At 71.1% G+C, this 23,177-nt stretch carries 21 protein-coding genes and 1 pseudogene; 14 read left to right on the top strand and 8 right to left on the bottom strand.

The features are described from left to right. Positions 1 to 250: 250 nt before the first annotated feature. From ABZV06_RS14315 to ABZV06_RS14305, 3 genes are all read left to right on the top strand, one after another. Complete coding sequence (locus ABZV06_RS14315) at positions 251 to 937, top strand: response regulator transcription factor (RefSeq protein WP_355233494.1); 687 nt, start codon at positions 251 to 253, stop codon at positions 935 to 937. A gap of 329 nt (positions 938 to 1,266) precedes the next feature. Next, positions 1,267 to 2,034, top strand: a complete 768-nt coding sequence (locus tag ABZV06_RS14310; RefSeq protein WP_355233492.1) for an ABC transporter ATP-binding protein — start codon at positions 1,267 to 1,269, stop codon at positions 2,032 to 2,034. Continuing rightward, entirely contained in the window at positions 2,034 to 4,589 is a 2,556-nt protein-coding gene (locus ABZV06_RS14305; protein WP_355621491.1) for an FtsX-like permease family protein, read from the top strand. Before ABZV06_RS14310 ends, ABZV06_RS14305 begins: the two co-directional genes overlap by 1 nt. A 79-nt stretch (positions 4,590 to 4,668) precedes the next feature. On the opposite strand, the gene ABZV06_RS14300 is transcribed toward ABZV06_RS14305, so the two are convergent. After that, positions 4,669 to 5,325: an HAD family phosphatase gene (locus ABZV06_RS14300; RefSeq protein WP_355621500.1), complete on the bottom strand. Its 657-nt coding sequence runs from the start codon at positions 5,323 to 5,325 to the stop codon at positions 4,669 to 4,671. Between the two features lie 312 nt (positions 5,326 to 5,637). Between ABZV06_RS14300 and ABZV06_RS14295 the strand changes: the two genes are divergently transcribed. Next, a complete protein-coding gene (locus ABZV06_RS14295) occupies positions 5,638 to 6,018 on the top strand; it encodes a hypothetical protein (RefSeq protein WP_355621488.1) in 381 nt (126 codons plus the stop codon). Between the two features lie 68 nt (positions 6,019 to 6,086). Here ABZV06_RS14295 and ABZV06_RS14290 read toward each other — a convergent pair whose 3' ends face one another. Continuing rightward, positions 6,087 to 6,827 (bottom strand): neutral zinc metallopeptidase, encoded by a 741-nt coding sequence (locus ABZV06_RS14290; RefSeq protein WP_355621485.1) that lies wholly within the window; start codon positions 6,825 to 6,827, stop codon positions 6,087 to 6,089. Positions 6,828 to 6,922: 95 nt separating this feature from the next. Then, a complete protein-coding gene (locus ABZV06_RS14285) occupies positions 6,923 to 7,135 on the bottom strand; it encodes a hypothetical protein (protein ID WP_355621482.1) in 213 nt (70 codons plus the stop codon). Positions 7,136 to 7,479: 344 nt separating this feature from the next. On the opposite strand from ABZV06_RS14285, the gene ABZV06_RS14280 reads away from it, so the two are divergent. From ABZV06_RS14280 to ABZV06_RS14270, 3 genes and pseudogenes are all read left to right on the top strand, one after another. Next, positions 7,480 to 7,845: a hypothetical protein gene (locus ABZV06_RS14280; RefSeq protein ID WP_355621479.1), complete on the top strand. Its 366-nt coding sequence runs from the start codon at positions 7,480 to 7,482 to the stop codon at positions 7,843 to 7,845. Between the two features lie 232 nt (positions 7,846 to 8,077). Beyond that, positions 8,078 to 8,470 (top strand): YciI family protein, encoded by a 393-nt coding sequence (locus ABZV06_RS14275; RefSeq protein ID WP_355621476.1) that lies wholly within the window; start codon positions 8,078 to 8,080, stop codon positions 8,468 to 8,470. 3 nt (positions 8,471 to 8,473) lie between these two features. Next, positions 8,474 to 8,728: pseudogene (locus ABZV06_RS14270) on the top strand (sigma factor); the annotation flags it as partial. A gap of 247 nt (positions 8,729 to 8,975) precedes the next feature. Here ABZV06_RS14270 and ABZV06_RS14265 read toward each other — a convergent pair. Further along, positions 8,976 to 10,076 (bottom strand): ionic transporter y4hA, encoded by a 1,101-nt coding sequence (locus tag ABZV06_RS14265; protein WP_355233476.1) that lies wholly within the window; start codon positions 10,074 to 10,076, stop codon positions 8,976 to 8,978. 90 nt (positions 10,077 to 10,166) lie between these two features. Here ABZV06_RS14265 and ABZV06_RS14260 point away from each other — a divergent pair, with 90 nt between their 5' ends. Then, positions 10,167 to 10,529 (top strand): metalloregulator ArsR/SmtB family transcription factor, encoded by a 363-nt coding sequence (locus ABZV06_RS14260; RefSeq protein WP_355621473.1) that lies wholly within the window; start codon positions 10,167 to 10,169, stop codon positions 10,527 to 10,529. Beyond that, a complete protein-coding gene (locus ABZV06_RS14255) occupies positions 10,526 to 11,026 on the top strand; it encodes an SRPBCC family protein (protein ID WP_355621470.1) in 501 nt (166 codons plus the stop codon). Before ABZV06_RS14260 ends, ABZV06_RS14255 begins: the two co-directional genes overlap by 4 nt. Here the strand turns inward: ABZV06_RS14255 and mug are convergent. Then, a complete protein-coding gene (gene mug, locus ABZV06_RS14250; protein WP_355233470.1) occupies positions 11,023 to 11,592 on the bottom strand; it encodes a G/U mismatch-specific DNA glycosylase in 570 nt (189 codons plus the stop codon). The genes ABZV06_RS14255 and mug overlap by 4 nt on opposite strands. 105 nt (positions 11,593 to 11,697) lie before the next feature. Between mug and ABZV06_RS14245 the strand changes: the two genes are divergently transcribed. The 3 genes from ABZV06_RS14245 to ABZV06_RS14235 all read left to right on the top strand — a co-directional run bounded on the left by ABZV06_RS14245 (position 11,698) and on the right by ABZV06_RS14235 (position 16,913). Further along, positions 11,698 to 12,441 carry a methyltransferase domain-containing protein gene (locus ABZV06_RS14245; RefSeq protein ID WP_355621467.1) on the top strand — a complete coding sequence of 248 codons (744 nt, stop codon included), beginning with the start codon at positions 11,698 to 11,700 and terminating at the stop codon, positions 12,439 to 12,441. Between the two features lie 272 nt (positions 12,442 to 12,713). Next, positions 12,714 to 13,994 carry a ThuA domain-containing protein gene (locus ABZV06_RS14240; protein ID WP_355233466.1) on the top strand — a complete coding sequence of 427 codons (1,281 nt, stop codon included), beginning with the start codon at positions 12,714 to 12,716 and terminating at the stop codon, positions 13,992 to 13,994. An 87-nt stretch (positions 13,995 to 14,081) separates the two neighbouring features. Further along, positions 14,082 to 16,913, top strand: coding sequence for a PQQ-dependent sugar dehydrogenase (locus ABZV06_RS14235; RefSeq protein WP_355621464.1), 2,832 nt, complete (start codon positions 14,082 to 14,084; stop codon positions 16,911 to 16,913). A 91-nt stretch (positions 16,914 to 17,004) separates the two neighbouring features. Here the strand turns inward: ABZV06_RS14235 and ABZV06_RS14230 are convergent, their stop codons facing one another. Next, the gene (locus tag ABZV06_RS14230; RefSeq protein ID WP_355621461.1) at positions 17,005 to 17,589 is read right to left on the bottom strand and encodes a hypothetical protein; all 585 of its coding nucleotides are present in this window, start codon (positions 17,587 to 17,589) and stop codon (positions 17,005 to 17,007) included. Between the two features lie 84 nt (positions 17,590 to 17,673). After that, a complete protein-coding gene (locus ABZV06_RS14225) occupies positions 17,674 to 18,102 on the bottom strand; it encodes a VOC family protein (protein WP_355233460.1) in 429 nt (142 codons plus the stop codon). A 92-nt stretch (positions 18,103 to 18,194) separates the two neighbouring features. On the opposite strand from ABZV06_RS14225, the gene ABZV06_RS14220 reads away from it, so the two are divergent. Beyond that, positions 18,195 to 19,130, top strand: coding sequence for an NAD(P)H-binding protein (locus ABZV06_RS14220; RefSeq protein ID WP_355621458.1), 936 nt, complete (start codon positions 18,195 to 18,197; stop codon positions 19,128 to 19,130). On the opposite strand, the gene ABZV06_RS14215 is transcribed toward ABZV06_RS14220, so the two are convergent. Then, the gene (locus ABZV06_RS14215) at positions 19,096 to 19,536 is read right to left on the bottom strand and encodes a GNAT family N-acetyltransferase (protein WP_355621455.1); all 441 of its coding nucleotides are present in this window, start codon (positions 19,534 to 19,536) and stop codon (positions 19,096 to 19,098) included. The genes ABZV06_RS14220 and ABZV06_RS14215 overlap by 35 nt on opposite strands. A 245-nt stretch (positions 19,537 to 19,781) precedes the next feature. Here ABZV06_RS14215 and ABZV06_RS14210 point away from each other — a divergent pair, with 245 nt between their 5' ends. Beyond that, positions 19,782 to 23,108, top strand: coding sequence for a GH92 family glycosyl hydrolase (locus tag ABZV06_RS14210; RefSeq protein ID WP_355621452.1), 3,327 nt, complete (start codon positions 19,782 to 19,784; stop codon positions 23,106 to 23,108). The last annotated feature ends 69 nt before the right edge of the window (positions 23,109 to 23,177 follow it).

The raw sequence follows: 23,177 nt of genomic DNA, 5'->3' as shown, positions 1-23,177 counted from the left end.
CTCATCTACACTCCTTCCCTCCACGACGCTCTTCCCATCTCCACCCCACCCCACCCCGCCCCGCCCCGCCCCGCCCCGCCCCGCCCCGGCCCGGCGATCTTGCAGTTTCGGTTGTCGACATCGGGTGATTCGCCCCAGCCTGTCGGCGCAGAAAGTGCAAGATCGCGGCGGGGGAGGGAGTGGCGGAGCGGGGCGACCTTTACCGTGGTCGGCGAAACGCACAGGCCGGTGGACCGGGACGGGAGACGAGATGAGCGATCGGGTGGCCCCGGCTCGGCCGGTACGCATCCTGCTCGCCGACGACCAGCCGCTGCTGCGTACGGGCTTCCGCATGGTCCTGGGGGCCGAGGGTGACCTGGACGTGGTGGCGGAGGCGGGCGACGGCGTGGAGGCGGTCGAGCTGTCCCGGCGGCTGCTGCCCGACGTCGTGCTGATGGACATCCGGATGCCCCGCATGGACGGGGTGGCGGCGACCCGAGCCATCGTCGACTCCCGCCTGCCGGTGCGGGTGCTGGTGCTGACCACGTTCGACCTCGACGAGTACGTGGTGGGGGCGCTGCGCGCGGGCGCGAGCGGGTTCCTGGCCAAGGACGTACCCGCCGAGGAGCTGATCGCGGCGATCCGCACGGTGGCCGGCGGGGACGCGGTGGTCTCGCCGCGCATCCTGCGGCGACTGCTGGAGCGATTCGCGGAGCTGCTGCCCGACCCGTCGGCCACGCCGTCGGCGGCGCTCAACGCGCTCACCGACCGGGAACGCGAGGTGCTGGTGCAGGTGGCCCGAGGGTTGTCCAACGCCGAGATCGCGGCCGTGCTGTCGGTGAGCGAGACCACCGTCAAGACCCACGTCGGGCACCTGCTGACCAAGCTGCGGCTGCGCGACCGGGTGCAGGCGGTCGTGCTGGCGTACGAGTCGGGTCTGGTCCGCCCACGGGCGTAGCCGCGAAGCCCCGGGTACCTCACGCGGCGTACTCGAAGATCCCCCCGTGGAGGGACGGCCCGGTTGCCGTGCTCACCTACCGTGACCGGAGACGGCACGGCGCGGTTGACCCTCCTGTGACGTGAGGGGGAAGTGTGCAAAACCGGTCGACCGGCCGTCGGGTCAGGGGCAACCCTGATGCGGCATGGGGGTGCACCCGCAGCGGGAAATCCGCTCCGCGTCCCCCCAGGGGCGGACGGTACGGGCGCGAGCAGCGCCGATGATTGAACGGTCGCGCCGGACCATCGGGGGGCGGCGTGGGATTCGGACAGACGGAAGAGGTAGATGACGTGACCGCGACGGTAGGCCAGCAGGCGCAGGCCGCGGCCCGGGCGAACGACGTGTGGAAGGTGTACGGCAGCGGCGAGGCTCAGGTCATCGCGCTGCGGGGGGTCAGCGCGGAGTTCGAACGTGCCCGCTTCACCGCGATCATGGGCCCGTCGGGTTCCGGCAAGTCGACGTTGATGCACTGCCTCGCCGGTCTCGACTCGGTGACCCGGGGGACGGTGTCGATCGGTGAGACGACGGTCACCGGGCTGGGCGACTCCGGACTGACGAAGCTGCGCCGGGACAAGGTGGGCTTCATCTTCCAGCAGTTCAACCTTCTGCCGACGCTCACCGCGAAGGAGAACATCCTGCTGCCGATGTCGATCGCCGGGCGTAAGCCGGACCAGGCCTGGTACGACACGGTGATCCGGACGGTGGGCCTGCAGGACCGGCTGGACCACCGGCCGGCGCAGCTCTCCGGCGGTCAGCAGCAGCGGGTGGCGTGCGCGCGTGCGCTGGTGTCCCGCCCCGAGGTGATCTTCGCGGACGAGCCGACCGGCAACCTGGACTCGCGCTCCGGCGCGGAGGTGCTCGGCTTCCTGCGCGACTCGGTGCGCGAGCACGGCCAGACCATCGTGATGGTCACCCACGACCCGACCGCCGCGGCGTACGCCGACCGGGTGGTCTTCCTCGCCGACGGGCAGATCGTCTCGGAGCTGATCGAGCCGACCGCCGACACGGTGCTGGACACCATGAAGAAGCTGGACACTCCGGCCGAGGTGGGCAACTGATGTTCCGGGCGACGCTCAAGAGTCTGCTGGCCCGCAAGGTCCGGCTGATCCTGTCCGGTCTGGCGGTGGTGCTCGGGGTCATGTTCGTCTCCGGCGCGTTCGTGCTGACCGACACGCTGGGTCGCTCCTTCGACTCGGTGTTCGCCGACGGCTTCTCCGAGATCGACGTGAACGTCGCGGCGAAGCCCAAGGTCGAGGTCAACGAGATGGAGGGCGAGCAGACCGCCGCCCCGCTGCCGGCCGCCGTGGTGGACCGGGTCAAGCAGGTGCCGGGGGTGGCCTCGGCGACCGGTGTCGTCAACGCCGACGGTGCGCGGGTGATCGGCAGCAACGGCAAGGTCGTCACGTCGTTCGGGCCGCCGCAGCTGGGTGAGAACTGGGTCGGCGAGGGGGACCTGCTGCAACTGCGCGAGGGGCGCGCGCCGCAGGCCGACGACGAGATCGTCGTCAACAAGTCGCTGGCCACGTCGGCGAAGGTGCGCGTCGGCGAGAAGGTCGGCGTGCTGACCGCGTTCGAGTCGAAGAAGCGGGACTTCACGCTGGTCGGCATCGCCGGTTACAGCGGTGACCGGGACTCGATCGGCGGCGTCAACGAGGTCTTCTTCACCACGCCGGTGGCGCAGCGGCTGATGCTGGGCGAACCGGGGGTGTTCAGCAGCGTCACGGTGAAGGCCGCCGGCGGTGTCTCGGATGAGGCGCTGCGCGACGACGTGGCCCGCACGCTGGGCGCGGACTACGACGTGAAGACCGGCGAGCAGGTCGCCGATGACGCTGCGGCCAGCCTGAAGGAGGGCCTCTCCTTCTTCAACAAGATCCTGCTCGGCTTCGCCGCCGTGGCGCTGCTGGTCGGCACCTTCCTGATCCTCAACACCTTCTCGATCATCGTGGCGCAGCGCACCCGTGAGTTGGCGCTGATGCGCGCCATCGGTGCGAGTGGGCGGCAGATCATCGGCTCGGTGGTGCTGGAGGCCATCGCGGTGGGTCTGATCGCGTCGGTGCTCGGCCTGGCCGCCGGCATCGGGGTGGGCGCGCTGCTGGCGTTCCTGTTCGGCAAGTTGGCCGGTGGCCTGACCCTGGCCGGGATCGGCGTGCCGGCGGCGGCCGTGATCGGGTCGTTCGGTGTCGGTCTGGTGATCACCGTGGTGGCGGCCCTGCTGCCGGCGCTGCGGGCGTCCCGGATCCCGCCGATCGCCGCCATGCAGGACGTGGCGACCCCGGACCGACCGCTGACCAAGATCACCGTGGCCGGGTCGCTGGTCACCGGCATCGGCGCGGTGCTGCTCTTCCTGGGGCTCAGCGGCAACGCGGGCGGTCAGACGCTCGCCACCATCCTGGGCGGCGTGCTGTTCGCCTTCATCGGTGTGGCGCTGCTGACCCCGCTGATCAGTCGGCCGGTGGTGAACCTGCTCGGCGCGATCTTCTCCTGGTCGGTGCCGGGCAAGCTGGGCCGGCTCAACTCCGGGCGCAACCCCCGCCGCACCGCCATCACGGCTGCCGCGCTGATGGTCGGCATCGCGCTGGTCACCGGCGTCACGGTGATCCTCGACTCGGCCAAGGGCAGCATCAGCGCGCTCGCCCAGGACACCATCAAGGCCGAGCTGGTGATCGCCGGTCAGCAGGGTGGCCCGCGTCCGCCGAGCTTCGACCCGAGCGTGCTGGACCAGGTGAAGGCGCTGCCCGGCGTGCGACTGGTCGACGGCGAGTACGGCGACATGGCACGCGTGGACGGTCAGAGCACGTGGGTGGCGGCGAGCAGCGAGGTCGCGTCGCTGCGGCAGATCTTCGGTGCCAAGGCGACCGCCGGTGACATCGACCGGCTGTCACCGACGCAGATGCTCGCCAGCTCCGACACCGCCAAGTCCCGGGGCTGGTCGGTCGGCTCGACGGTGACCGTGCAGCTCACCCGGGGTGAGCCTCGCACGTACACGATCAGCGGCATCTACGAGTCGTCGCAGTTGACCAACCCGGTGACGTTGCCGCCGGCCGCGGCGAAGGACTTCGCGATCCCGCAGCCCATCCAGGGCTTCATCCAGCTGGCACCGGGCGCCCGGGCGGCCGACGTGCAACCGCAGGTGGAGATGCTGCTCGCGGACAGCCCCGAGGTGTCGGTGGCCGACCGGGACGCGTTCATCAAGCAGCAGACGAGTTCGCTCGACGGGCTGCTCACGATGATCCAGATCCTGCTGGCGCTGGCCATCGTGATCGCCGTCCTGGGCATCGTCAACACGCTCGCGCTGTCGGTGTTGGAGCGCACGCGGGAGTTGGGCCTGCTTCGCGCGATCGGGCTGCGCCGTGGCCAGACCATGGGGATGATCACGGTCGAGGCGGTGGTGATCTCCGTCTTCGGCGCACTGCTGGGCGTCGCGGTCGGCACCGGCCTGGGCGCCGCCGTGGTCGAGGCGCTCAAGGACGAGGGCATCACCGACCTGATCCTGCCCTGGGGACAGATGGGCGTCTTCCTCGGTCTCGCCGCGATCGTCGGGGTGGTGGCCGCGGTGGTCCCCGCCGTGCGGGCGGCCCGGATCAACGTCCTGGGCGCGATCGCCCACGACTGACCGGTTCCACCTCGCGACCCCCGACGCCACTCGCGGCGTCGGGGGTCGCGCGCTTCCTCGGCCGGTGGCGTCGACCGCGTCAGCCGGTCGCCGCGGCCCGGTCGGTCAGCAGCGCCGCGAGCGCCTCCGGGTCCACGCCGGTCAGGCTCGGCACCTGGTGTACGCCGGCGATGGGGGGCAGCGGCACCTCGGCGGGTACGGCCAGCACGGCCGCGCCGGAGGCGAGCGCGCTGGCCACCCCGGTCGGTGAGTCCTCGATCGCCACACACCGCTCGATCGGGGCACCGAGGTGCCGTGCGGCGGTCAGGTACGGCTCCGGGTGCGGCTTGGCAGCGACCACCTCGTCGCCGGCGACGACCACGTCGAAGTTGTCCCGACCGAGGGTGTCAAGGGCGATCTCGACCAGCGCCCGAGGGCTGGAGGTGACCAGCGCGGTGGGGATTCCCGCCGCGCGGACCGCGTGCACCAGCTCGAACGCTCCCGGTTGCCAGGGCAGACCGGTGCGGAACAGCTCCAGGATCCGTGCGTTGATCCACGCCGCACTGCTGTCCGGATCGCGTTCGGGCTGCCCCAGGTCGTCGTGCAGGATGCGCATCGACTCGGCCATGGCGGTACCGATGATCGCCCGGCGTGCGTCGGCGGACAGTTCCCCGCCGTACTCGTGGGCCAGCTCCTGCAACGCGACGTCCCACAGCTTCTCGCTGTCGACGAGCGTGCCGTCCATGTCGAAGAGCACGGCGGCGGGGTAATGGCTGCTCAGCGGATCCTCCAGGGTGCGGCGACTGCCCTGATCCTGCCAGCCGGGGGCGGCCCCGGTGGTCGTCGGGTACGCCACGGCGCCGGAGCGTCCCGCCAGCCGGCACCGGACCGCCGCCGCCCTAATCGATAACGGTCAGTTGCGACGACGTCACCGCAAGGGGCCGGGGCAGCGCCGCACGGCACAGGTCGGAACCGGCCCCCGGCTCACCCTCGTCGATGTCGACCGGCGCATCGTCGATACGATCGACGCTCCACTTTCGACGGGGGAAGGAATCCAAACAGCATGACGGTGGCACGAAGAATCGGTGCCGGCCTGGGCGCTCTGGCGCTCGGCGTCGCGGTCACGATCGGCAGCCCGACGGCGGCCTTGGCCGTGCAGGCAGCCAACATGATCGCCTACCAGGGCGACGACTACGGCACCCTGTTCAAGAACAACCCCAACGGCGGCCAAGTCACGGTCTACGCCTGTGACAAGGAGCAGGACGGCAACGGCGTCTACGTACAGGTCAAGTGGTCCGGTGGCGGCACGTACGGCAAGGTCGGCGACGGCAACGGCTCCGCCGAGGGTTGCGGCAAGGGCGTCCTGAACGGGTACGCCGACAGCATCCGGGTGTGCGAGGACGACCTCGGCGACGACAGCTGCGGCACCTGGCGCAACACCTACCCGTAGCGGGTCCGCCCCTTCGGGCAGCAGATCCGGGGGAAGACGCGGCGCAGGTCGGCCCGTCTTCCCCCGGTTCAGTCCAGGCCGCAGGCTGACAGCGACTTCTCGTAGCCGCGGAAGAACGAGTCGGTCCGCTGCTCGGCGGTGCCGTGCGCGCCCTCGGCGAACCAGGGCTGGCTCGGGTCGTCACCGACCGCGAGCAGGCCCTCCCGGAACTCGTCGAGGTCACCCTGCTCGAGCCGCAGTTGCTGGCTGCGGATCGAGTCACCCAGGTACGCACCGGCCATGCAGTCGGCCTGCAACTCCTGCTGGATGGTGAAGTTGTAGCGGATGCCCAGCCTGACCTGGATGCCGTGGGCATACTCGTGGCCGAGCAGGTAGTAGACGAACGCGTCGCCGACCTGCTGGTAGGCGCCCACCGACCAGTTCAGGTCGTAGGCGATGAAGTCTCCCTGGGAGCAGTAGACGGCGTTGTTGCGCGGCAGTCCCTGGCCGCCGCAGGCCGCCTCCCCGTCCCGGCGGTACGGCACGATCCGGCTGATCGGCCGGAACGACCGCCCGGACGCGTCGAACTGGGAACGCCAGTAGAGGTCGGCCTTCTCGACGGCGACGCTGATGTCGTCCTGGAAGCTGTCGGCGTTCGTCGTGCGGTCGGCGCGAGCGGTCGGCTCCCCGGTCCCGACCAAGCGGGACGTCTCCGGCGCGGGTGCCCGTGGCCCACTGTCCGGGACCCCGCCGACGGCGCAGCCGACGGCCACCACCAACGCCACCAGCGCGGCCGCCAGTGGCCCGCGCGGGCGACCCGAGCGTGCCATCACATCACCCTCCCCAGGTGCCCGATCGTGTCGCAGTACCCCGATGAACGGGTCACCATCCCCCACAGTCAACACGGCCGCCGCGTCGGGACGGTTCAGCCGGAGGCGCCGTCGCGGCCACGCAGCCAGGTGTCGCCCTGCACGGCGTGCCGCTCGGCGGCGTACCGCTCCTGGGCGGAGCGAGCGTCGCGCGCGGCGCCGCCGTCGTCGTCGGAGCTGAGCCGGCGGCGGTCCCGCCGGGCGACGTAGCCGAACGATCCGACCAGAAGCAGGGCGAGGGTGCCCACCACCACCCACACCGTCGTCATGCGCCCGACGGTAGCCTCGGCGCACCACCCCGTCGGCGCACCCTGATGTCGCCACCACGGTGTCCGGAACGGCTGGTCGGCGTCGACGTCTCCGGTGAGCGGCGCCGCACCGGCGCCGGCGGCAGGAGAAGAGATCCGCGAAGTACCTGATTCTGCTCTACGGCTCGCAGCAGGATTCACGCCTGACCGGCCCGGACGGTCCTCGCACAGGTTCTCGCGGCGTGGTGCCGGCACGAGTTGTTGGCGCGGCGCGTGGCGCAGGCCGGGCGGTTCGCGCGCGCCGTGGTGCGGGGCCGCCACAATGGCCCGGGGGCGGACGCGACCGCCCGGTCAGGAGGGGCGACGTGCACGTGCTGGGCAGCCGTCAACGGAGCCAGCCTGCCCCGGCGCAGGTCGTGTGGCGGTCGCTCCGTGACCCGTACGAGGCCGGGAGTCGCCCCTGGCTGGAGTTACGCGACGACGAGGTACCGCCACGGGTGGTGACGGGTTACGCGCCGGTGCTGCTGGTGTGGTCGTCGCTGTGGCCGCACCGGCCACTGGACGAGATCCGTTTCGACATCTCGCCCGGGCTGCCCGGCGGTGACTGTGCGGTGCGTTGGACTCTGACCACCCCCGACGCGGACCCGCCCAGCGAGAGCACCCTCGGCTACCTCCGCCACCGCCTCAACTACCTGATCAACAACCGCCTCCGCCTCTCCTACGGCCAATAACCCACCCCCACCCCACCCCACCCCCACCCCCGCATCGCCGACCCGCCCACTTCCGTTGATCATGAAGTTATTGCGCCGACACGCCGACATCGATAGCGATAACTTCATGATCAACGGGGCGGGGACGGGACGGGGCGGGGACGGGACGGGGACGGGGCGCGGGGTTGGGTTCGACGTTTCTGGTGAGCGGTGCCGGGGCGGCACCGGGAACAGGAAGGCCACCATGAGATACATGATCATGCTTTACGGGTCGCAGCAGGACTATGACGCCTTGTCGGGGCGGCCCTCCGACCGGCCGGCCATGTCGGCCGAACAGGTCGCGGCCATGCACGAGCACATGGAGACGTTCCACCAGGCGCTCGCCGAGTCCGGGGAACTCGTCGACGCGCGGGGCCTGAGCGAGCCCGTGCACGCCCGTCGCGTGCAGGTGCGGGGCGGGGCGCCCGTGGTGACCGACGGCCCGTACGCGGAGACGCAGGAGGTGCTGGCGGGCTACACGATCGTGGAGTGCGCCAGCTTCGACCGGGCCACCGAGATCGCCGCCGGCCTGGTCGATCCGGACACCCCGGGCGCGTACGTGGACGTGCGGCCGGTGCCGAACGGCGTCGAGGACCTGGCCGGCTGAGGCGTGCCGGAGACACCCGCCGAGGGCCTGCTGCGCGAGTTGGCGCCGCAGGTCCTCGGCGCGCTGGTACGCCGCTTCGGGCACTTCGACACGGCCGAGGACGCGGTGCAGGAGGCGCTGATCGCGGCGGCGGACGGGTGGCCGCGTGACGGCGTACCGGACAATCCTCGGGCTTGGCTGATCACCGTCGCGTCCCGGCGGCTCACCGACCTGCTACGGCGTGACCAGGCGCGGGCGCGACGGGAGGAGACCGCAGCCCGGTGGATGGTGCCGGACTGGACGAGGACCCCCGGTTGGCCGACGGCCCGCGACTGCCGGCTGCCCGCGCCCACCTGTGGGAGCTGACCGGCGAGCGTGTCGCGGCGCGCGAGGCGTACCGGATGGCGGCGGCACGCTCGACGAACCTGGCACAGCAGCGCTACCTCAACGCCCGCGCGGACGCCCTGGCGGACGACCCGACCGCCGGCTGCGCGACGCGGGCACCGACCAGGCTGCGTCCGGCGCGTCAGGGGCTGGCGGCCAGGAAGACGAACGCGGCCAGCAGCACCAGGTGCACGCCGCCCTGGAGCACGTTGGCCCGGCCCGGCACGACGGTCAGCACCGCCGTCACGGCGGTGAGGGCCAGCAGCGCGAGCTGGGTGCCGCCGAGGCCGAGCAGCAGCGGACCGTCCAGCCAGATCGAGGCGATGGCGATGGCCGGGATGGTCAGACCGATGCTGGCCATCGCCGAGCCGAGGGCGAGGTTGAGGCTGATCTGCACGCGGTCGCGGCGGGCGGCGCGGGCGGCGGCGAGGGTCTCCGGCAGCAGCACCAGCAGCGCGATGATCACGCCGACGAACGCGTGCGGCAGGTTCGCCGCCGCCACACCGGCCTCGATCGTCGGTGAGACGGTCTTGGCGTCGCCGACCACCGCGACCAGCGCCACCAGCAGCAGTCCCAGGCTGACCAGCGCCGCGCGGGTGGTGGGCGGCTTGGCGTGCTCCTCCGCGTCGATCACCCGACCCCGGCTGTCGACCGGCAGGAAGTAGTCGCGGTGCCGGCCGGTCTGCACCAGCACGAACAGCCCGTACAGCGCCAGCGAGGCGACGGCGGCGAAGGTGAGCTGGGCCGGGCTGAACTCCGGGCCGGGGCGGGCCGTGGTGAAGGTCGGGATGACGAGGCTCAGCGTGGCCAGGGTGATCACGGTCGCCAGGGCCCCGCCGGTGCCCTCGGGGTTGAATACGGCCACACGTCGGCGTAGCGCCCCGAGCAGCAGGGACAGTCCGAGGATGCCGTTACAGGTGATCATGACGGCGGCGAAGACGGTGTCGCGGGCCAGCGACTGTGTCTTCTCCGGGCCGCTGATCATCAGCGTGACGATGAGGGCCACCTCGATGACGGTGACCGCGACGGCGAGCACCAGCGAGCCGTACGGCTCCCCGACCCGGTGGGCGACCACCTCGGCGTGGTGCACGGCCGCGAGCACCGCGCCGCCCAGCAGCGCGGCGACCACCACGACGACGGGGCCGGGAAGTTCTCGCCCCCACGTCACGAGCAACACCAGCACCGCGAGCACGGGTACGGAGACGGTCCAGTCGAGCAGGCGGGATCGAAGCTGGGCTGGCATGCCGTCAAGAGTGCCAGGTCACGTGATCATGTGCCCACCACCGACGCACCCCTACCGGAAAACCCGTAACTCATGGGTTACGCTTTCGGGGTGGACGAGGTGGCCGCGGCGCTCGCGGACCCGGTGCGGCGGCGCATCCTGAGCATGCTGCGCGACGCGCCGCTGGCCGCGGGCGAGATCGCCGGACGGTTCGCCATCAGCCGCCCGGCGATCAGCCGACACCTGCGGGTGCTGCGCGAGAGCGGCCTGGTCCGCGACGAGCTGATCGGCCGCACGAGGATCTACCGGCTCGATCCGGGCCCGCTCGCCCCGCTTGTCGACTGGCTCGGCGAGCTCGTCGCACCCGACCGGTGGGAGCAGCGCCTCGACGCGTTGGAGACCGAGGTCTATCGAACCCGCCGGGAACGCCGCCGCCGCGGCCCGGCCGCGCACCGAACGGAGCACACCGCATGACCCGTACCCCCGTTGGCCGCCTGTTCCCCACCGCCACCGGCCACGACCTCGTCCTCACCCGCACGTTCCGCGCCTCGGCGGCCGACGTGTGGGCGAGCCTGACCGAGTCGGAGCGCACGGCCCGCTGGTTCGGCCCGTGGGAGGGCGACGCCGGGCCCGGCCGGACCATCCGGGTCCAGATGGCGTACGAGGAGCAGCAGCCCTGGTGCGACGTCCGCGTCGAGGAGTGCGAGCCACCGCGACGCCTGAGCGTGTCGATGGTCGACGGCTCGAGCAACTGGCTGCTGGAGTTCGCGCTGACCGAGAGCGCCGGCGTCACCGAGCTGCGGTTCACCCAGCAACTGGGCAGCCTCGACGGCGTCGCCGAGGTGGGCGCCGGCTGGGAGTACTACCTGGACATGCTCGTCGCCTCGCGGGACGGCACGCCCCGACCGGAGTTCGACGAGTACCACCCCGCGATGCGGTCCTACTACGAGACCCTTGCCGAGCGGGCCTAGGGTCCGGCCTCCCGGCGCAGTCGGGCGAACTCGGCCGTCAACGCCGGCAGCGGGAAGTGCGCGTTCAGGCCGCTCGGGTTGGGCAGTACCCAGACCCGGGCCGGTCCCAGCCGCTGCGGCTGCGGCCCCAGGCCGGCCTTCGGCCGGACGAACGCGATCCGGTACGCGGTCACCCCGAGGATCGCCACCCACCGTGGCCGGTGCCGCTCGGCCTTGACCGCCAACCCGGTCACCCCGGCCACCAGTTCGGCGGCGGTCAGCTCGTCGGCCCGGGCCGTGGCCCGGTTGCTGAGGCTGGTGACGCCCAACCCCTGCCGCAGCAGCTCGGCGCGCTCCCACGGGCGCAACTCCCGGTCGGTGAAGCCCGCGCCGTGCAGGGCCGGCCAGAACCGACTACCCCGCCGGGCGAAGTGCTCCCCCACCGCCGCCGAGTACAACCCCGGGTTGAACCCGCAGAACAGCACCCGCAGGCCGGGACCGATCACATCCACCAGGCCGCGACCGGCCGCCGCCGCGACCTCCTGCCGGGTCGGCGGCCGCCACGGCGGTGACACCTCCGCGTCCATTGCACCGATCCTGCCGTACGCGCCGACGCCCGTCCCCGCTTGCCGACGACGCCGACGCACCGGACCCGGTGTGCGCCGATGGTCATGACTTGACACCCTGGACCGATGCAATCCACCGACCACCTCGCCGCCAGCCGTTACGCGCGGATGCGCTGGAACACGCCCCTGTCGGAGGAGCACGCGGCCCTGCTGCTGCGGCGACTCGACGTACGGCCCGGCGCGCGCGTGCTCGACCTGGGCTGCGGGTGGGGTGAGCTGCTGCTGCGCGCTGTCGCCGCCGGTGGCGTCGCCGGCCCGGTCGCGACGAGGGGCGTGGGCGTCGACACCGACGAGGCGGTCCTCGCCCGGGGGCGCAGGCTCGCCGCCGAGAGGTCGCTGAACCGGCACGTCGCCTTCGTGATGGGCGAGGCCGCCGCCTGGCAGGAGCCCGCCGACCGGGTTCTGTGCATCGGCTCGGCGCACGCCTTCGGGGGCACCGGAGCGGCCCTCGACGCCCTCGCCACGGTGGTCCGCCCCGGTGGGCGGCTGCTGCTCGGCGAGGGGTACTGGCAGCGCGACCCCACTGCGGAGGTCGCGGAGATCTTCGGTGCGGACGTGACCGACCTCGCGAGCCTCGTCGAGGCCGCCCGTGAGCGGGGCTGGCGGCTGCTGCACCTGAGCACCGCCGACCAACGGGAGTGGGACGACTTCGAGTCCACCTGGCTCGCGGGCCGGCAGGAGTGGCTGCTGACGTACCCCGAGGATCCCCGCGCGGCCCAGGTCCGCGCCGAGCTCGACGATCGCCTGCGCGAGTACGTGGGCGGCTACCGTGGCGTCCTCGGCCTCGCGTACCTGGTCCTCGGCCACTGAGGTCGACTCCCCGCCGCAGTGGCAGGCCACAGCGGGCGGGCTTGACGGCGCGTAGACATCAGAGGTTTACTGCGTCAGCGACGTCAGTCGATGCAGTCCGTCCGTCCACACTGGTCGGACGGGGAGCGTCGACTGGCGCACCGCGCCATCACCACCGCTCCACATCACCTCAGCCGAGCATCGGCGGCCCGGCTTCCGCATCACCGCCACCATGGCCCCGGGCGCGCCCACGCGCGCCCTGCGGGGTCGACGCTCAGCTAAGGAGCATCACCATGCGTTCCCGTCCCCGTTTACTGGCGCTCGTCACCGGCCTGGCCGTGATGATGGCCGGTCTGGTCGCACTGCCGACCACCGCCTCGGCGGCACCGCTGACCAAGGTCCTGGTGTTCAGCAAGACCGCCGGCTTCCGCCACTCGGCCATCCCCAACGGCATCGCCGCCATCCAGCAGCTCGGCGCTGCGAACGGCTTCAGCGTGACCGCGACCGAGGACGCCGCCCAGTTCACCACCTCCAACCTGGCCCAGTACCAGGCGGTGGTCTTCATGTCGACGACCGGCGACGTCCTCAACTCCAGCCAGCAGACCGCGTTCGAGTCGTACATCGCCGCCGGCGGCGGCTACGTCGGCGTGCACGCCGCGGCCGACACCGAGTACAGCTGGCCGTGGTACGGGCAACTGGTCGGCGCGTGGTTCGACTCGCACCCGGCGATCCAGACCGCGACCGTGAAGATCGAGGACCGCAGCAACCCGTCGACCGCGCACCTCAGCGCCACCTGGGTCCGCTCCGACGAGTGGTACAACTACCGCACCAACCCCCGCTCCAGCGCACACGTCCTCGCCAGCCTCGACGAGTCGTCCTACAGCGGCGGCAACATGAACGGCGACCACCCGATCACCTGGTGCAAGACGGTCGGCGCCGGGCGTTCCTGGTACACGGGTCTCGGGCACACCGAGGCGTCGTACACCGACCCGAACTTCACCCGGATGCTGCTCGGTGGCCTGCAGGTCGCCGCGGGTTCGGTGAGCGCGAACTGCTCGCCGGGGACGACGCCGACCACCCCGCCGCCGACCACCGCCCCGCCGACGACGGCCCCGCCGACGACCCCGCCGCCGACCACGGCGCCGCCGACGACCGCCCCGCCGACGACCCCGCCGCCCGCCGCCACCGGTTCCACCCTGCGTGCCCTCGCCAACAACCAGTACGTCAGCGCCGCCAACGCCTCCACCCCGCTCATCGCCAACAAGAGCACTGCCGGGACCACCGAGCGGTTCGAACTGGTCAACCTCGCCAACGGCAACGTCGCGCTGCGCGCCAAGAGCAACGGGCAGTTCGTCGCGGCGGAGAACGCCGGGGCTGCCGCGCTGATCGCCAACCGGGCCAGCGCCGGGGCATGGGAGACGTTCCAGCTGATCCGCAACTCCGACGGCACGGTCAGCCTGCGGGCCACCGTGAACAGCCGGTACGTGGCCGCTGACAACGGGGGCTCCTCTCCGCTGATCGCCAACCGGACCTCCATCGGTCAGTGGGAGAAGTTCACCCTCGTCACCAACTGACCGCGCCGCGGCTCGCTCCCACCACCCTCACCTGGCCGTGGTGCGCCCCAGCACGCCCCGGCCCTGGTCGTCGAGGAAGGACGATCAATGCTCTCGAACCCCCGGCGCTGGTCACGGGCACTCATCGCGGCGGTCACCACCGTCGCGAGTGTGACCCTGGCCGTAGCCGCACCCTCCTCCGCCGCGCAGGCGGTGGTGATTCCCGCCAGTGACTACCAGCAGGTCAAACTCGCCACCGGCTCCTCCGAGCTGGGCGAGGCCATGTCCCTGGCCGTCCTGCCCAACCGTTCGGTGCTGCACACCGCCCGCAACGGTGTCCTGCGGGTCACCGACGTGGCCGGCAACACGAAGGTCTCCGGCACCCTGTCCGTCTACACGCACGACGAGGAGGGGTTGCAGGGCGTCGCCGTCGACCCCAACTTCGCTTCCAACCGGTGGATCTACCTGTACTACTCGCCCACGTTGAGCACCCCGTCCGGGGACGCCCCCACCACCGGCTCGCAGTCCGACTGGGACCGGTGGAAGGGGCACCTGCGGCTGTCCCGGTTCACCCTGAACAGCGACGACACGGTCAACCTGAGCACCGAGAAGATCGTGCTCCAGGTCGCCAACGACCGCGGGCAGTGCTGTCACGTCGGCGGTGACCTGGACTTCGACGCCGCCGGCAACCTGTACCTGACCACCGGCGACGACACCAACCCGTTCGAGTCGTCCGGCTACGCGCCGCTGGACGAGCGGACCGACCGCAACCCGCAGTTCGACGCCCAGCGCTCGGCTGGCAACACGAACGACCTGCGGGGCAAGGTGCTACGGATCAAGCCGCAGTCGGACGGGACGTACACCATCCCGTCGGGCAACCTGTTCGCGCCCGGAACGGCCAACACCCGTCCCGAGATCTACGCGATGGGTATGCGCAACCCGTTCCGGATGAGCGTCGACAAGGCGACCGGCGTCGTCTACGTCGGTGACTACGGGCCGGACGCGGGAAGCACCAACTCGAGCCGGGGTCCGTCGGGTCAGGTCGAGTTCAACCGGATCACCGCGCCGGGCAACTTCGGCTGGCCGTACTGCACCGGCAGCAACACGAGCACCGAAACATACAATGAATACACCTTCCCGTCCGGGCCGTCGCAGTCGAAGTACAACTGCACGGGCGGGCCGACCAACAACTCGTTCCGCAACACGGGGTTGGGCACGCTGCCCGCGGCGAAGCCGGCCTGGATCAAGTACGCCGGCGACTCCGGCTCACCGTCGGAGTTCGGCAGCGGCTCCGAGTCGCCCATGGCCGGGCCGGTGTACCGGTACGACGCCTCGCTCAACTCCAGCGTCAAGTTCCCGCAGTCGCTGAACGGCCAGTTCTTCGCTGGCGAGTACGGCCGCCGCTGGATCAAGCCCATCGCCATCAACTCCGACGGCTCCCGCGGGGAGATCTCCAGCTTCCCGTGGAGCGGCACGCAGGTCATGGACATGGCCTTCGGCCCGGACGGCGCGCTGTACGTGCTGGACTACGGCACCGGCTCGAACAACCAGGCGCTGTTCCGCATCGAGTACATCGGCGGCGGCAACCGCAACCCGATCGCGGTCGCCTCCGCGAACCCGACGTCGGGTGCCAACCCGTTGACGGTGAACTTCTCGTCGGCCGGCAGCTCCGACCCCGAGGGTGGGGCGCTGAGCTACCTGTGGACGTTCGGGGACGGCACCACGTCGACGGCGGCGAACCCCACCAAGACGTACACCACGAACGGCACGTACTCCCCCACGTTGAAGGTCACCGACCCGACCGGCCTGACCGGCACGGCGAGCCTGGTCATCACCGTGGGCAACACGGCACCGACGGTGACACTGACCTCGCCCGCCGACGGGCAACTGTTCAACTTCGGTGACACCGTCTCGTACCAGATCAGCGTGAGCGACCCGCAGGACGGCACCATCGACTGTTCCAAGGTGAGCCTGACGTACGCGCTGGGCCACGACAGTCACGCCCACCAGATCACCTCGAAGAACGGGTGCAGCGGGTCGATCACCGTCCCGACCGACGGTGAGCACGACTCCGCGGCCAACATCTACGGAGTCTTCGACGCCGCCTACACCGACAACGGCGGGCTCACCACGCACAGCATCAGGACGCTGCAACCGAAGCACCGCCAGGGTGAGCACTTCGGCGGCCAGTCGGGTGTCCAGGCCACCGACCACACCAGCGCCGAGGGTGGCCGCACCGCCGGGTTCATCGAGAACAACGACTGGATCTCGTACCAGCCGTACAACCTGACCGGCGCCAACCGCATCACCGTGCGGGCGTCGTCGGCCGGGGCCGGCGGCACGATCGAGGTTCGGGCCGGCTCGGCCACCGGCACCCTGCTGGGCACCGTCACGGTGCCGGTGACCGGCAACTGGGAGACCTTCACCGAGGTGTCCGGCACGATCAGCAACCCGCCCACCGCGTCGACCACGCTCTACCTGGTGTTCAAGGGCGGGTCGGGCTACCTGTTCGACGTGGACGCGTTCACCTTCACCACCGGCACCGGTGGCAGCACGCCGGTGACCACGCTGCGGGCGCAGATCAACAACCAGTACGTGTCGGCGGTCGGCACCACCGCGTTGATCGCCAACAAGGCCAGCGTCGGCAGCACCGAGCAGTTCGACCGGGTGGACGCCGGCAACGGCAACATCGCCCTGAAGTCGCGCTCCAACGGGCTCTATGTCTCGGCCACGAGCACTACCGCACCGTTGGTCGCCAGCGGCACGTCGATCGGGGCGGCGCAGACCTTCCAGATCGTCACCAACTCGGACGGGACGGTCAGTCTGCGTGCCACGATCAACAGCCAGTTCGTGTGCGCGGAGAACTCCGGGGCCGGGTCTCTGATCGCCAACCGCACGTCCGCCGGGGCCTGGGAGAAGTTCTACCTGACCACCGGCTGACACGTGGTGGGCCCGGCCCGATCGGTGACCGGGCCGGGCCCACTGCACCATCGCGACTGCCGACGCGCCGTGTCGAGACGAGTCCCCGCCGTCAGGAGTCGGCGGGGACTCCGCTGTCGAGTTGCCCGATCACCGGTGCCAGCAGGTCGTTGAGTTCCCGGGCCAGCACCACGACCGCCCGACGTGCCGCGGCGGCGACGTGGTCGTCCGGACCGTCCGGTGTCGGCGGCAGGCCGTCGAGCGGCAGCGGCGCCTCCACCTGGAGCAGCGCGCGAAGATGCGGACGGCGCGTCCGGTCCTGCTCGGTGGGTGTGGTGAACTGGCCGAACAGCCGCGGCCAGTCCTGCCATCCGCGGTCCCGCTGCCACTGCTTGCTCCAGGTCAGCTCCGCAGGCCAGCGGGAGGCCACGATGACCGCGCAGACCATGCCACCGTCCCACGGACTGCGTTCGCAGGTCGCCGAGAGGATGCGCCGGTGCCACCGCACGAAGCCCGGCGACAGCTCGCTGGCGACCCGCCAGGCCGTCGCGGCGAACGCGACCGGCGCGAAGTCACCCCAGGTCTCGGCGAACTCGCCGATCCGGCGGAGCACCTCGGCCTCGTAGCGGCCGCGCCCGTCGGTGCCGTGCTCGCGGTCGAACTGCTCGTCCAGCCAGAAGGCGCGCGGTTCCGGCATCCTCGTCCCCGTCCTCGACGATGGTCCGCACCACTGTCGCACGCGTGCCGCGCACGGATACGGATACGGACGGCGTCGTTGCCGCTATCCCACCATGATGCAGAACGGATGGCCCGCCGGGTCGGCGTACACGCGCAGCGGCTCCTCGGGGTCCACGATGCGGTCGAACCGTAGCTGGCCGCCGAGGCGTAGCACGCGCTCGTGCTGGACCAGCAGCTCGTCGACGGACCCGACGGTCAGGTCCAGGTGCAGCTGTTGGGGCACGTCGTTCTTCGGCCATGTCGCCTCGGGCAGGTCGTCGACCTGCTGGAACGCGATCTGCGGGCCGCCGTCCGGTGACCTGAGCACCAGCCAGTCACGACCGCGCTCGTCGGGTCGGCCGTCCGCGGGCGGCTCGTCTCCGGGCCGGTAGACGAAGCCCATGAGCTGCCGGTAGAACTCGGCCAACTCTCGCGCGTCGGTGCCGTCGAGCACCACCGACGTCAGCCGGGGAACGCTCTCCTTGTCGGTCATCCTCGATCACCTCCGGACGCCATTCTGGTCGCGCCCCACCGCCGTCGCATCCGCACTTGACACGCACCCCGCTTCGCAGTGGACGATTCAGCGTGCGGATTCTCGTGGTGGGTGGCAGTGGGCTGATCGGCGCGCACGTCGTGGAGGTGCTGCGGGAGCGCGGGCACGCCACGACCTCGGTGGCGCGTACCGCCCAGCAGGGGGTCGACTCCCTGCTCGACGTCGGGTCCGCCTCGACCGACGACCTGCGATCGTTGCTCGCCGGTCACGACGGCGTCGTGTACGCCACCCGTACCGACGAGCAGCGGGCGCTGCCCAAGCCGATCTATCCGCAGTTCCGCCGCGAGAACGTCGATCCGGTGGTGCGCCTGTTCACCGCCGCCCGCGCGGAGGGCCTCACCCGCGGGGTGATCATGGGTTCGTACTACACGTACTTCGACCGGCTGCACCCGCAGTGGCGGCTCGGTGAGCGGCACACGTACATCCGCTGCCGCCTGGAGCAGGCCGGCGAGGGGCGTGCCGCCGCCGGTCCCGGTCTGCCGGTCGCCGTACTCGAACTGCCCTTCGTCTTCGGTCGGGTCGGCGATCGGCTGCCGAACTGGGCCGGTCCGCTGGACCGGTGGGCGCGCTCGCGTACCCCTCTGGTGGCGCCGACCGGCGGAAGCGCCGCAGCCTCGGCGCGCAGCGTGGCCGAGGTCGCGGCCGACGCCCTGGAGCAGGCCAGCGGCGCGGACATCCCGGTCGCCGACGAGAACCTCACCTGGCACGACATGCTCGCGCGCATCGCCGAGGCGGTCGGCCGCCGCCGCCGGGTCGGCCGGCTGCCGACCGGCGCGGCGCGGACGGCCCTGCGACTCGGCGGCGCGTCCCAGGCGCTGGGGCGCAAGGAGTCCGGCATCAACCCCACCTACCTCGCCGATCTCCTGCTCAGTGAGTTGTTCATCGAGCCGACGACCGGCCGCGCGCTGGACGCCGCGCTGCGCGAGACCTTCCCTAGCGGGGTGGGCGCGCCAGGTACGCCGTCTTGACGTCGGTGGAGAACCCGCAGGCACGGTAGAACGCGTGTGTCGCCGGGTTCCGCGAGCCCGTCATCAGCATCGCCTTGTAGCAGCCCGCGTCCCAGGCGGCCTGGAGCGTGGCAGCCATGATCTGCCGACCCAGACCGGTACCGCGCCGCGACTGCTCGACGACGACGTTCTCGATGACGGCGTACGGCGAGGCCGACCGGCTGAGGTTGGGGATCACGTTGAGGTACGTGGTGGCGACGACGAACCCGTCCAGGTCGAGGACGAACAGCCGCAGCCCGGGTGTGCCGAGGATCTGCGTGAAGGCCGTCCGGTCGGTGCCGTCGTCCAGCACGGGATCGTCCGGGTTCAACTGTCGGTAGAGGTGGATGATCTGCGCGAAGTCGTCGGGCCGGGCCGCACGGAACATGCCGGGAGCGTAACCGCGACGATGGACGGCCGCTGTCCGCGCGTCACGTCCCCTCCACGACCGATCGTGATCAGGATCTTGACAGCCCTGTGCGGGAAGAGAAGCATCAGCGCGAATTAGACAACGTTGTCACAACCGTGTGCGGCTCCGGTATGGAGAGAGGAAGCGTGACGGGTCGCCCCATCGAGCTTTACGCACACGATGCCAACCGAAGGGCCAACACTGTGTCAGACACGACGGCGCGCATGGCGTACACCGCCAGACGCCGAACCCTCGCCGCCGCCACCGCCGTGGCCGTGGCGGCGCTGACGGCGGTCTCCGCGGGCACCCCCGCCTCGGCCGCACCCGCTCCGCACCTGGTCACCGACCCCGCCGCGTACGTCAACCCGCTGATCGGGTCCACGAACCTCGGCAACACCTACCCCGGAGCGGTCCGCCCGTTCGGCATGCTGGCCTGGAGCCCGCAGACCAGCACCGGTAAGCAGGTCTCCACACCCGCGCCCGGTGGCTACGAGTACGGCGCGAACCGCATCCGCGGCTTCAGCCTCACCCACCTCAACGGGGTCGGCTGCAACGGAGGCTCCGGCGACATCCCGATCATGCCGTACGTGGGGGACGTCAACTCCTCGCCATCCGTCGACACCTCCGACGCGACGTACGCGAGCAGCTTCTCCCACACGAACGAGACCGCGCGGGCCGGGTACTACCGGGTGGGCCTCGACAGTGGCGCGTCGGCCGAGTTGACCACCACCCCCCGCACGGGCTCGGGCCGGTTCGGCTTCCCGGACGACCAGCCCGCCAGCATGCTGTTCCGCACCTCCAACTCGGAGACCGGCAGCGCCGACGCCACCGTACGGGTGGACTCCGCGGCCCGGACCATCACCGGTTCGGTCACCGCCGGCAACTTCTGCGGCCCGCAGAGCGACAACAACCGCAAGGCGCTGTACACGCTGCACTTCACGGCCCACTTCGACCAGCCGTTCGCCCGGGTCGGCACGTGGCAGGACGGCAACCTCACGCCGGACGCCACGACGGCCTCCGGGGGCACCGGCCTCGGCGGGGGCAGCCCCGCGCCCGGCAAGGGATCGGGCGCCTACGTCACCTTCGCCAAGGGCACCACGACCGTCGGCGTGAAGGTCGCCATCTCCTACCTCAGCCTGGAGAACGCCGAAGCCAACCTACGGGCGGAGAACCCGCAGAAGAAGAGCTTCGACGCCGTTCGATCCGAGGCCACGGCGGCCTGGCGGCGTGAGCTGAGCACGATCAAGGTCGGTGGAGGCACCGACGACCAGCTCAGCACCTTCTACACGGCGCTGTACCACTCCATGCTCGAACCCACCCTCACGAGCGATGTGGACGGCCGTTACGTCGGCGCCGACGGCAAGCCGCACCGGCTGGCCAAGGGCCAGGACGCGCAGTACGGCACCTTCTCCGGCTGGGACCAGTACCGCGCCCAGGTGCAGCTGATGACGCTGGTCAACCCGAAGGCGGGCAGCGACTATGCGCAGTCGTTGTTCAACTACGCCACCCAGCGTGGCGGGGAGTGGGACCGCTGGCTGCTCCAGCACGGCAAGACGAGCGTCATGTCCGGCGACCCGTCCGCCCCGGCGGTCGCCGGCATCTACGCCTTCGGCGGGCGGAGCTTCGACGTCAAGGGTGCACTTCGTTCGCTGATCACCGCGGCGACGGTGCCGAACGCCAACGACTCCGACAGCGCCGGTTGCAACGTGGCGTGCGTCGGTCAGCGTCCCGCCCTCGACAAGTACCTGGAGCTGGGTTACGTCCCGGCCGACGGCTGCTCCTGCTGGGGCGGCGCGGCCGAGACGATGGAGGACGCCGTCGCCGACTCCGCGCTCGCCGAACTCGCCGGACAGGTCGGCGACCAGGCGAACCAACGGGCCTTCCGCAAGCGGTCCGGCACCTGGAGCAACGTCTTCGACCTGACCGCCACCGCGCAGGGCGGCTACCCGCGCTCCCGCAAGGCGGACGGCACCTGGGCGGAGCGCACCTTCCACCCGGCGACCGAGAACGGGTTCGTCGAGGGCAGCAGCGCCCGCTACACCTGGATGGTCTATTCCGACGTCGCCGGCCTGGCCCGCGCCATGGGCGGCAACAAGGCCGCCGAGCAGCGCCTCGACGCCTTCTTCCGCACCCCGGCCGGCACCTACGACTTCTCCGCCCGCGACCTCACCCGGTACGACCCCACCAACGAGCCGGACATGAACGCGCCGTACCTCTACAACTACTTCGGCGCGCCCTACAAGACCCAGGAGACGGTCCGCGCGGTGATGGACCAACTCTGGGGCAACACCCCCGGCGGCATCCCGGGCAACGACGACGCCGGCACCATGTCGTCGTGGTACGTCTTCTCCGCACTGGGCATGTACCCGCAGAACCCGAGCCGGGCCGACCTGGTGCTCACCGCACCGCTCTTCCGGCGCGCGGTGATCGACGCCGGCCACGGCCGGAAGATCACGATCGACGCTCCGAACGCCTCGGCCCAGAACAGGTACATCCAGTCGGTCAAGGTCAACGGTAAGACGTCGAACCGGAGCTGGGTCCCCGACACCCTCGTCAACAAGGGCGGCACCGTCAGCTTCGTGCTGGGCGGCAAGCCGAACACGTCGTGGGGCAGCTCACCCGCCGACGCCCCGCCCTCCTACGGCGACGGTCGCCGGCCGTACCTGACCGGCGCGAGCCCGCAGACCCTGAAGGTGGAGCCGGGCAGCACCTCGGCGGCGACCTACAAGATCCAGGCGCTGACCGAGACGCCCGCCGCCGCGCGCTGGAAGGTCAGCGCGCCCGCCGGACTGACCGTCACGCCCGCACAGGGTCAGTTCACGCTGACCGGCGACGGGTCGGGCAGCAAGGAGCTGACCGTCTCCGCGTCGGCCGACCTCAAGCCTGGCGCCTACGCCGTGACGGTGACCGCCGCCACCACCTCCGGTACGCCCTTGCCCAGCGTGACGATCCCCGTGACGGTGGCCGTCCGGGACAGCGTGCTGTGGAACCTCAACAACAACGGCATCTCGGCCGACGACACCAATCCGCAGGCCAACTTCGACACCGGAGGCTGGAGCTACTCCGCCAAGGCGCTCGAGGCCGCCGGGGTGAAGCCGGGGTCCACCGTGTCGGCCAACGGGTTCGACTTCACCTGGCCGAACGTGGCCCCCGGCGACGCGGACAACATCCTGGTCGGCGGCGGCGGTCAGGTGCTCAGCGTCCAGGCGGCCGAGGGTGACACCACGCTGAGCCTGCTGGGCAGCGCCGCGTTCGGTCCCACGACCGGCACGGTGACGCTGACGTACACCGACGGCACCACGCAGCAGGCGACGATCGGCTTCAGCGACTGGACGCTGGGCGGCGGGGGCGATCAGCCGTCGTTCGGCAACGTGACGGCGGTGCACACCACGTACCGCGACGTGTTGGGCACGGGGGTCGACCCGGTGGCGACGTACGTCTTCGCCACGACCCCGATCGACCTGCAGCCGGGCAAGCAGCTCGCGAGCCTGACGCTGCCCACCACCGCCGAGGGCGGCGTCATCCACCTCTTCGGGGTGGCGACGGCCTGACCCTGGCCGGACGGACGACATGAGGGCCTGCTCTGCCGCGAGGCGGAGCAGGCCCTCACCGACATTGCG

It is taken from the genome of Micromonospora sp. NPDC005172 (assembly GCF_040608555.1).
In the GTDB taxonomy this organism is placed as follows: Bacteria; Actinomycetota; Actinomycetes; order Mycobacteriales; family Micromonosporaceae; genus Micromonospora.
This window is presented reverse-complemented; position numbering and strand designations above follow the sequence as displayed.